Origin of the sequence: Streptosporangium sp. NPDC000563, from assembly GCF_040299985.1 — a bacterium.
Taxonomy (GTDB): Bacteria; Actinomycetota; Actinomycetes; order Streptosporangiales; family Streptosporangiaceae; genus Streptosporangium.
Genome location: NZ_JBEPDA010000022.1, coordinates 118,132 through 127,319, shown reverse-complemented (window position 1 = coordinate 127,319; position 9,188 = coordinate 118,132). Strand labels below are relative to the sequence as shown.

Genomic DNA, 9,188 nt, shown 5'->3' with positions numbered 1-9,188 from the left:
GTCCACGGCTCGCGCACCGTGGACCGCCCGCCTGCTTTCCGGGCGCGGCGCGCTACGCCGCGACCATGTCGTCCCAGAACAAATTCCGGGCATTCAGTCGGGTCATGAAATCCGGCTGTGTGTAGACCTGCGGCTCGGGCAGGCCGAAGCCCACCGCTTTCCACTGGTCGTAGGGTGACGTGCCGTCGCCGGTGAGGAGCTCGAGGTAGCCCGGCCATGCCGGGTGGACGAGACGGTCCCCGACGCGGCGGGGCTTCCTTGATTCAATTTCGATCATGATTCCTGGATAGCACATAGATCGTCACGGCTTGTAACCCCGGCTCTGGGCGGGGACGGTAGCCCTCCTGGTCCGGCATGCTCCCCGGCGACTTGACCCGAGGGGGAGCAGTGACCGTAGCGACGCTCGAACACAAGGCTCTGGCGCCGCTGGCGCCGGTGTGGAGCATCACCGCAGACGACGACGATGGCACCTTCACCGCGCTGGTCGCGGTGACCGGCGTTGAGGACAACGTCAAGGACATCATCGTGCCGGGCGCGGTCAAGAGGTCGCTGATCGAACGCACCCCGAAGGGCATCCACTCCCACGACGACAAGCAGTGGACGGCCCGCACGATCCTCGCCGAGGAGTGGCTGCCGGGTGACCCCCGCCTGCCGGACAAGACGCGAGACGGGCGGCCGTGGCCGCGCGGCGCGGGCGCGGTCGCGGTCAAGGGCCAGTTCAACCTCGACACCCCCGAGGGGCTCAAGGCGTACCACAACGTCCGCTTCTTCAAAGAGCAGTGCGAGTGGTCGATCGGGTACGCCGTCGTCCCGGGCAAGTCGAAGCGGGACCGCAAAGGGGTCCGCCACATCTACGAACTGGCGCTGTACGAGTACTCCACGGTGCTGGTAGCCGCGAACCCGCTCGCGATGACCCTGAGTGTGAAGTCGCAGTTCGGTGACGACGCGAGCGTGGAACTGTCCGTCCCCGAGGGGATGACACCGCAAGACATCGCGGACGCGGTCGCCCAGGTGCTGGAACGCAAGGACGGCGGCGCCGACCGCAACCGGGGCAACGCCGAAGACCTGAGGCACTGGTTCGTACGCGGTGAAGGAGCCGCGCGAATCGTGTGGGGCACCCCCGGCGACTTCGACCGGTGCGTGGCCATCGCGTCCAAGCACATGACCTCGGAGCAGGCCAAGGGCTACTGCAACTTGCGGCATCACGAGGCGACCGGCACCTACCCAGGCCAAGGCCACAAGGCGGACCCCTACACGGTGCAGGTCCACATCCCCGAAGACGTGTCAGCCGAGGAGATCGCCCGGACCATTCGGCGTGTGTCCGGGCTCTCTGAGGCGAAGGCCGATCCGGCGCCGGTCCAGTCGCATGCGCAAGGCGAGGATGGGCCGTCCGCGATGATCGCCCTCACCCTCCCCCCAGACATCGCCGAACAGGTCGTCCTCGACGGCGGTGTGCCCGCCGAGGAGATGCACATCACCCTGGCCTACCTCGGGCAGGGGCTCACGTCGGAGCAGATCACCGCCGCCGAAGAGGCAGCGATGGAAGCCGCGGCCGGGGCCGGGCCGCTGGCGGGGACGATCGGCGGGGTCGGCGCGTTCTCCCCCAACGAGGATGGGGTGCCGGTGTGGGCCACGGTGGACGTCCCCGGCCTGGAAGTCCTGCGTCAACGAGTCGTTGACGCCCTCCAAGCCGCCGGGGCACCCGTCGTGCTGAACCACGGGTACACGCCGCACGTCACCCGCGCCTACCTCGCCGAAGGAGACCCGCTTCCGGACCCGCTGCCGCCGATCCCTGTCGAGTTCGTGGAACTCGAGTTCGTCGTGGGCGGCATGAGTACCCCGTTCTCCCTCGGCGCCAGCACCGAGCAGGGGGAGGACGCGGACCCGTGGGAAGACGAGATCGAGGAGACGGACATGGACACGGCGGCTGAGACGAAGGACGCCCGGGTGGATGTGCTCCGCGCGTCCGGGGTGCCGATCCCCCTGTCGTATGAGGAGATCGCCGACCGGATCCGCACCGCGATGCGGTTGTGGCTCTACCAGGACGGCACGACACCGGAGGATCAGGCGTGGATCTACACGGTGGCGACGTTCCCCGGGGTGGCGATCGTGTCAGCGGAGCGGCACGCCGCGCTGCGGACGTGGCAGGTGCCGTACACGCTCACCCCGGGCGGGGTGGTGGAGCTCGGCGAACCGCAACCGGTCGACGTCGGCGTGTCCGTGCCGGGCGGGCAGCACGATGCGGTGGTGGAGCAGGCTGTTGACCACATGATGACCCTGGCCAAGTCACTGGGGCGACATGAGGTGAAGGCGGGCCAGGTTCTGTCCGGGGCGAACTCCCGGAAGCTCATGGCCGCCTACAGCGCGATCCGGGAGGTGCTGGCGTCCGCCGGCATCACCCCGGACCCGGCGCCGGAGGATGAGGTTGAGGAGATGGAGCCGATGCCGCCGGAGGCGCCGATCCAGCCGGACTCGACCGCGCCGTCCGCCCGCCCCACCGGTGTGAAGGCGGTGCTGCCGCCGGGGATGACCACGCTCACCGCGCAGGAGGTCATGGAAGGTCGGGCGCTGCTGGCGTCGCTGGCCGCATCATGATCGGGGTGGTTCGCAGGCTGCTGCTGTGGGCTGGCCATGATGCGCGCTGCCGGGCGCGGGTGGCGGGCATGGCCGCTGAGGTGCGCGCGATACAGGAGTGGGCGGCGCACGTCGAAGCCGACGCCGCCGCCCGCCTCACCGAAACCGGTCACGCCCTTCAGGAGGCCCGCGACCAGGTGGCCGCGCTGACGCGAGACAACCGGGACATGCTGCTGGACAAGGCCACCGCCGAGGTCGCGGACCTGAGGTTGGAGGTTCAGATTCTCCGCACCCGCCTGGAGGGCGGCAACCGGTCCGAACTCCTGCGCGAGCGGGAAACCAGCCGGGTGCTGGAGCAGCGCAACGCCACCCTCCGGGAGGAGAACGAAGCCCTGAAAGCGAACCTCAGGACTTGATGCCGAACTCGGTCAGCGCAGACCGCACCTGAGTCAAGCCGCGGCCCGTCGTACGGCGCGGCAACTCCCACCGGGTGGTTTCCCCGTCCGGCGCCTGCGTTTTGAACAGCAGCGTGCCGCCGGCCTGGGCGAGGTCGAGGCCGATGACTACGATTTCTGGTTCGCCGGGCTGGATGTTGCGGGCCAGCAGGTCTGGTGCTCGGCCGACCCATGGTGCGGTCAGCGCGTTGCCGTTGCTGACGGGGATGAGTTCCTCGTCGTCGCCGCGCCAGAAGAAGCCGCCGCCATCAACTGGCGGCGCGAGGTGTTCCGGCGCTTCGACTGCTTCGAGGCGGAGGCTGATCGCGGTGAGCCATTTCCCGACTGGTTTCACCTGCTCGTTGCCGCGCGTGTACAAAATCCCCAGCGGTGTGACCTTCACCGGGTGTCCGGCCTTTCCCTTCACCGTGACTGCTTCCCCCCAGGGGTGAATTTCCGGCGCCGCTGGTTTCGTGGCGGTGCTCGATATCGCAGCGTCAACGGCAGGCGGGGTTTCAGCGCTTGCCCCGCAGCCCGGCAGGGCGAGTAGCAGGGGCAACAGCGCAGACGTAGCGAAAACTCGGGTGGGGCGCATTCCAGCGGGAGCCCTTCTTTGGGAACGATCCATTGCTTTCGTGGTCCGCCCCGAACCGGCCACGAATCCCCGACCTTAGCCCGCTGATCGTCGGCCTGTGACGCAAATAGCTCACCTGTGCTGGCATCACCCCTACGACGGGGGTCGTCAATGTCCCGGTGCTGACCGGGCGTGCATTCACCCGCACCACACGCACGCACAGTCAGCAAGAGGGGGAAGCTCATCATGAGCGTCAAGGAGTCCAGCCGCGTCCGCGAGCTGAAGAGCGCACTGGCCGCGAAGTCCAACGAGGTCGAGCGGATCAGCCAGTCGTTTCGCGACGAGACCGGTAACGGCCACATGGTCATCTCCACCGAGCAGCACGCCGCCTACCTCGGCGCGCTCCGCGAGGCGAAGTCCATCAAGGAGCTGATCGCGGCGGAGATGGACGCCGCGGACGCGTTCGACTGGCTGGGCCAGGCGGACGGGCAGTCCGTGGGCGCCCACGTCAACTCCGGAGGCCAGGGCAGTAGCCTGCGCCCGGAGCGGAAGAGCCTGTCGGACGTGTTCCTCGGCTCCGACGCCTACGCCGAGATGAAGGCGGGCGGGTTCCGCCGCATCGGCGGCGGCATCACCGTCGAGCAGTCGGTGTACGAGCTGGAGGCCAAGGACCTGTACACCATGTCCGGCGGCACCCGCACCACGCCGGCGTTCGGCACCCAGGAGAATGTCGGCATGCAGGAGCGCATGCTCCGCCCCGGCCGCGTCCGCGACCTTTTCCCGGCCGTGCGCACCACCGCGAACATCATCGTCGGCATGCGGCAGACCGGATTCACCAACGCCGCGCGCCCGGTCGCTGAGCGCGTCGCCGCCGACGAGGTGTCGCCCGCGACCGGCGGATCGACCGACAAGTTCGGCAAGGCGCCCCGTTCGCAGCTGCACTTCGCGCCGTTCCGGGCGCCGATCGCGAACATCCGGCACCTGGAGTACGTCCACAAGGTGATCCTGGAGGACGAGCCGCAGCTCCGGGACCTGATCGACCGCGACATGGTCGACGGCATCAAGATGGCCGAGGACTGGCAGATCCTGTACGGCACCGGCGAGGGCGAGGACCTGGAGGGCATCTTCAACACCCCCGGAGTCCAGCAGTACACCGGCCTGTCCAGCGACCGCCGCTCCGCGCAGATCCGCCGCGCCGCCACGAAGTCGCTGCTGGCGTACTTCAACCCGAACGGCATCGTCGTCCACCCGTACGACTGGGAGGAGATCGAGCTGGAGCAGGACAAGAACGGCGCGTACACCGTCGCGGTGTCCGTCGCGATCGGCGGTGAGAAGCAGGTGTGGAGGCTGCGCCTCATCGACACCCCCGCGATGAACGAGTCGCAGTTTTTGCTCGGCTCCTTCGGCTACGGAGCGAAGCTTTTCGACCGCGCTGAGACGACCGTGTCCGTTTCGACGGAGAACGCCGACATGGTGGAGCGGGGCGGAATCACCGTGCTCGCGGAAAGCCGCTGTGGGCTGGCAATTACCAGGCCCGAGTCGTTCGTCATCGGTTCCCTGACCGACTACGTCGCCTCGTAAGAAGCCGTATACACCAGGCGGCCTGAGGGGAGCGCACTCCCCCGGGCCGTTTGGCGTTTCCGGGTGGGGGTGTGCCTGCCTGGCGGGGGGATCGTGGCGAGACGTAACCGTCGTGCGTCTGCATGCTTCGCCCGGTGACGAGAGCAACGACGATCGACATCGATGAAGCGTCCAAGCTGTACCGGGAGGGTTGGCGGCTGCGTCCCCTGGCCCGTCACCTTGGATGCTCCTTCCAACGGCTCAGCGTGCATTTGCGGCGCGCGGGGGTGGAGATGCGGGGGCCGGACGCTCCGAGGGCGCCGCGTCTGCCGGTTGGGGAACGGCGGGACGCGATCCTGGCTGACTACCGGGCGGGGACGCCGATCACTCGGATCTGTGCCACGCACCGCACCACGGCGCAGACCGTGCGGGCGCTCGCGGCCCAGGCAGAGGCTGAGGAGTCGGCCGGTTAGAACAGGGGAATGGCCTGAGCTTCAAGGCCGATCTCGATGTGGTCGATATCGGGGTCGGCTTCGCGGGCGGCGGCGATCCACGCCTGTACCTGCTGCCGGGTGAGGATCATCGCGACGTCCCGCCCGGCAGCGTGGTTCACCCCTGAGCACACACAGTCGCAGTCGCTGCCCTTCCGTGCGTCGTAGCAGCGGGCATCGCAGCGCTGGGTACGGCCACCGGGCCGGATGATCGCAAGCAGCGTAGCCACCGGAGGTCTCCCCTAATCCCAGCAGTAACAGGTGGGGGCGCACTCGTGAGGCGGTTCGGCCAGCTCGTCGTCGGGTGTGCCCTTGGGGCCGAGCGGCAGGTACACGAATCCGCCGGCGTTGGCGAGCCGGTCGCGGTCGGCCTGCCAGGCGGCGGCTACCTGGTCGGCGTCCCAGCCGCCGTAGAACGCCGAGAACCGGCTGGGCCACAGGATCACGATGTCGTCGCCGGTGGTGCCGTCGTCCTCACGTACCCACGACGAGGTGGTGACCGGGTTGATGTCGTCGAACGCGTGGCTGGGCGCGGCCGGGTTGCGGATGGTCCACTGGCGGATGTGCCATGTCCGCTCGGGGAGTGGCGGGGGTGGGGGGATCGGGGTGGGGTCGCCGAACGGCCACGCGTGCGCGTCGTCGTCGGCCGGGCGCCCGCAGGCGCGGGCGCCGATCGTCTGGCGGCACCCGTCCGGACCGTTCAGGTAGGGGTGCAGGACCGTGGTGGGTTGTTCGGCGGACGCCGTCATGATGCCCTCGGCGACTGTGGAGAACAGGTCCTCGCGGGCGGCGAAGGGGAGGTGGCGCAGGTACGGCGAGAGGTGGCTGTGTAGGACGTACACGTGGAGGGCGTGGCGGTCACTCATCGGAGCCTCGAATCTGGGGCTGGTGGTGGGGCGGTGGGGATGCTGGCAGGCGGGAAGGGTTTGCGTCTCGGCCCGGAAAACAGTGCTGGCCCGACCCCACGGGGCCGGGCCGTGCGGGTACTGCCCCCCTACTCGGCGGGGTGGCCGGTCAGGTCGGCCTGTAACTGCTCAAGCCCGTCCGGCTTGACCAGGACGGCGCGGGCCTTCGAACCATCGCTCGGGCCAACGACACCCCGACCCTCCAACAGGTCCATCAAGCGGCCCGCTTTGGCGAAACCGACGCGGAGTTTCCGCTGGAGCATCGAGGTTGAGCCGAACTGGGTTGTCACGATGAGTTCGGCCGCCCGGACGAGGAGGTCGAGGTCCTCGCCGATGTCCTCGGGGACGTTCCGTGCTCCCTCAGCAGGGGCGGGGGTGAGGAGGTCCATCGGGGGCGGCCCGCCAGCTTGGGCCTTGCAGTGCGCGACGATCGCGTCGATCTCCTTTTCGGAGACGAACGCGTTCTGGAGTCGGGCTGGGGTGCTGGCTCCCATGGGCACGAACAGGGCGTCGCCCTGCCCGGTGAGCTTCTCCGCACCAGGGGTATCCAGGATGACCCGGGAGTCGGCCAGCGAGGAGGTAGCGAAGGCCAGCCGGGACGGCACGTTGGCCTTGATCAGACCGGTGACCACGTCCACGCTGGGGCGCTGGGTGGCGATGACCAGGTGGATGCCCGCGGCGCGGGCCAGCTGGGTGATGCGGACGATGGAGTCCTCGACGTCGCGCGGGGCGACCATCATCAGGTCGGCGAGCTCGTCGACGATCACCAGCAGGTACGGGTAGGGCTGGTAGACGCGCTCGCTGCCCGGCGGCGCCACCAGCTTGCCGGCGCGGACCGCCTTGTTGAAGTCGTCGACGTGCCGGAAGCCGCTGGCGGCGAGGTCGTCGTAGCGGCGGTCCATCTCACCGACGACCCACTCCAGTGCGGCGGCGGCCTTCTTGGGGTTGGTGATGATCGGCGTGATGAGGTGCGGGATGCCCTCGTAGATCGACAGTTCGACCCGTTTGGGGTCGACCAGGACCATGCGGACCTCGTCGGGGGTGGCGCGCATCAGGATCGAGCAGATGAGGCCGTTGACGCACACCGACTTGCCCGCGCCGGTCGCTCCGGCGATGAGCAGGTGCGGCATCTTCGCGAGGTTCGCGAGGATGACGCGGCCTTCGACGTCCTTGCCGAGGCCGACGATCATGGGGTGCGGGTCGGTCTTCGCGATGTTGGAGCGCAGGATGTCGCCCAGCGACACGAGGTCTTTGTCGGTGTTGGGGACTTCCACGCCGATCACGGATTTACCGGGAACCGGAGACAGGATCCGGACATCGGCTGACTTGACGGCGTAAGCGATGTTCTTGGTGAGCGCGGTGACCTTCTCGACCTTGACCCCTGGGCCGAGTTCGATCTCGTAGCGGGTGACGGTCGGCCCCCGGGTGAAGCCGATCACCTCGGCGTCGATGGAGAACTGCTGCAACACGCTGGTCAGCGCGTTGACGACGACGGTGTTGGCTTTCGTGTGCGGTTTGGGGGCGGTGCCGGGGCGCAGCAGGGACGCGGTGGGGAGGGTGTGCGCTGGGGCGGGCAGGGCGAGCTGCTTGGGGGCGGCTGCTGCTTTGGCGGGGGGTGTGGTGGTCTTCGGCTCCGGGGCGGGCGGGGTCTCGGGTGTCGGCGCGGTGGGGGCGTCCTCGACGATCGCAGGAGCAGGGGCAGGAACGGGTTCGGGAGCGGGGTCGGGGGCGACGGCAGGAGCGGGAGCGGGTTCGGCGTCCACGTGGGGGTCATCCAGGGCGGGGGTGTCCTCAACCTGCTGCTCGTCAACGGTGGGGGCGTGTGCAGCGGTGCGGGCGGCGTGCCACGCCGTAGCGGCGCTGACTCCCCGTCTGGCCGTGCCAGCGACACGGCGCGGTATCTCAGGCAGTGGGGTGGCGGTCGCGACCGCGGCGCCGAGCACGAAGGTCGCCATGAGCGCGGCGATGGCCAGCCACGGCGGCAGGATCTGCGTGAGCGGCCACGCGACCACGTGGCCCAGCAGGCCGCCGCCGGTGCCGGTGAGCGGGCTGGGGACGCCGTGAGCGATGTGGAGGACGGCCAGGACGCTGAGGAGCATCATCGCCCACCCTGGCAGAGGGGTGCGGCGGCTACTGCGAAGCAGATGGGTCGCCCACGCTGCCGTCAGCAGCGGCAACGCCCACGTGGGGGACCCGACGAGGAGGGTCAGCGCGGTGTGGGCGAGGGACGCGGGGGTGCCGCCGGCGAGGTTCCAGGTGATGGCGGCGAGCACGATCGTGGTCACGGCGAGGAGTACAGCAGCGCCGTCGCGCTGGTGGGGTGAGTCCTTCGCCGCTCGCGCGGCTTTGCGGAGGAACGTCTTGAGGTGTTTGCCGGTGGAGCGCAGGAGCTTGCCGAGCGGGTCGCTGCTGGTGCTGCGGGTTCGGGTGGTTGTCGCCCGGGGGGCTGGTTTGCGGGCGGTCGCCCGGCTGGTGGTCCTGCGGGGGGTCTTGGGCCGGGGGGTGGTCGCGCGTCTTTTGGTGGGCATCCGGGGTCCTTGGGGCGGAGTGAGAGCGGGAATGATCCTCATTCATTTACAACACCTTAAAAGTACGCTGCTTTTTTAAATGGCGTCTAGGGTTTCAGTGCGGACGGTTGCTTGAAGTTTTT

At 68.9% G+C, this 9,188-nt stretch carries 9 protein-coding genes; 4 read left to right on the top strand and 5 right to left on the bottom strand.

Going from position 1 to position 9,188, the window contains the following annotated elements:
• Window positions 1-52: 52 nt before the first annotated feature.
• The gene (locus tag ABT352_RS33535; protein WP_350949024.1) at window positions 53-277 is read right to left on the bottom strand and encodes a hypothetical protein; all 225 of its coding nucleotides are present in this window, start codon (window positions 275-277) and stop codon (window positions 53-55) included.
• Window positions 278-387: 110 nt separating this feature from the next.
• Here ABT352_RS33535 and ABT352_RS33530 point away from each other — a divergent pair, with 110 nt between their 5' ends.
• Both ABT352_RS33530 and ABT352_RS33525 read left to right on the top strand, forming a co-directional pair.
• Complete coding sequence (locus ABT352_RS33530; RefSeq protein ID WP_350949023.1) at window positions 388-2,595, top strand: 2'-5' RNA ligase family protein; 2,208 nt, start codon at window positions 388-390, stop codon at window positions 2,593-2,595.
• Window positions 2,596-2,600: 5 nt separating this feature from the next.
• Window positions 2,601-2,990: a hypothetical protein gene (locus ABT352_RS33525; protein WP_350949022.1), complete on the top strand. Its 390-nt coding sequence runs from the start codon at window positions 2,601-2,603 to the stop codon at window positions 2,988-2,990.
• Here the strand turns inward: ABT352_RS33525 and ABT352_RS33520 are convergent.
• Window positions 2,980-3,435, bottom strand: coding sequence for a hypothetical protein (locus ABT352_RS33520; protein WP_350949021.1), 456 nt, complete (start codon window positions 3,433-3,435; stop codon window positions 2,980-2,982). The two genes, ABT352_RS33525 and ABT352_RS33520, sit on opposite strands and share 11 nt — an antisense overlap.
• Before the next feature lie 393 nt (window positions 3,436-3,828).
• Here ABT352_RS33520 and ABT352_RS33515 point away from each other — a divergent pair, with 393 nt between their 5' ends.
• Entirely contained in the window at window positions 3,829-5,163 is a 1,335-nt protein-coding gene (locus ABT352_RS33515) for a phage major capsid protein (protein ID WP_350949020.1), read from the top strand.
• A gap of 134 nt (window positions 5,164-5,297) precedes the next feature.
• On the top strand, window positions 5,298-5,615 hold the full coding sequence (locus ABT352_RS33510) for a hypothetical protein (protein ID WP_350949019.1): 318 nt from the start codon (window positions 5,298-5,300) through the stop codon (window positions 5,613-5,615).
• Here ABT352_RS33510 and ABT352_RS33505 read toward each other — a convergent pair.
• From ABT352_RS33505 to ABT352_RS33495, 3 genes are all read right to left on the bottom strand, one after another.
• Window positions 5,612-5,863 carry a hypothetical protein gene (locus ABT352_RS33505; RefSeq protein ID WP_350949018.1) on the bottom strand — a complete coding sequence of 84 codons (252 nt, stop codon included), beginning with the start codon at window positions 5,861-5,863 and terminating at the stop codon, window positions 5,612-5,614. The two genes, ABT352_RS33510 and ABT352_RS33505, sit on opposite strands and share 4 nt — an antisense overlap.
• A gap of 12 nt (window positions 5,864-5,875) precedes the next feature.
• Window positions 5,876-6,499 carry a hypothetical protein gene (locus ABT352_RS33500; protein WP_350949017.1) on the bottom strand — a complete coding sequence of 208 codons (624 nt, stop codon included), beginning with the start codon at window positions 6,497-6,499 and terminating at the stop codon, window positions 5,876-5,878.
• 128 nt (window positions 6,500-6,627) lie between these two features.
• On the bottom strand, window positions 6,628-9,066 hold the full coding sequence (locus tag ABT352_RS33495; RefSeq protein ID WP_350949016.1) for a DNA translocase FtsK: 2,439 nt from the start codon (window positions 9,064-9,066) through the stop codon (window positions 6,628-6,630).
• Between the last annotated feature and the right edge of the window lie 122 nt (window positions 9,067-9,188).

Bases quoted from the DNA above. Each gene is read 5' to 3' on its own strand.
- ABT352_RS33535 (WP_350949024.1), bottom strand. From the start codon at position 277: ATGATCGAAATTGAATCAAGGAAGCCCCGCCGCGTCGGGGACCGTCTC.
- ABT352_RS33515 (WP_350949020.1), top strand. From the start codon at position 3,829: ATGAGCGTCAAGGAGTCCAGCCGCGTCCGCGAGCTGAAGAGCGCACTG.
- ABT352_RS33500 (WP_350949017.1), bottom strand. From the start codon at position 6,499: ATGAGTGACCGCCACGCCCTCCACGTGTACGTCCTACACAGCCACCTC.
- ABT352_RS33495 (WP_350949016.1), bottom strand. From the start codon at position 9,066: ATGCCCACCAAAAGACGCGCGACCACCCCCCGGCCCAAGACCCCCCGC.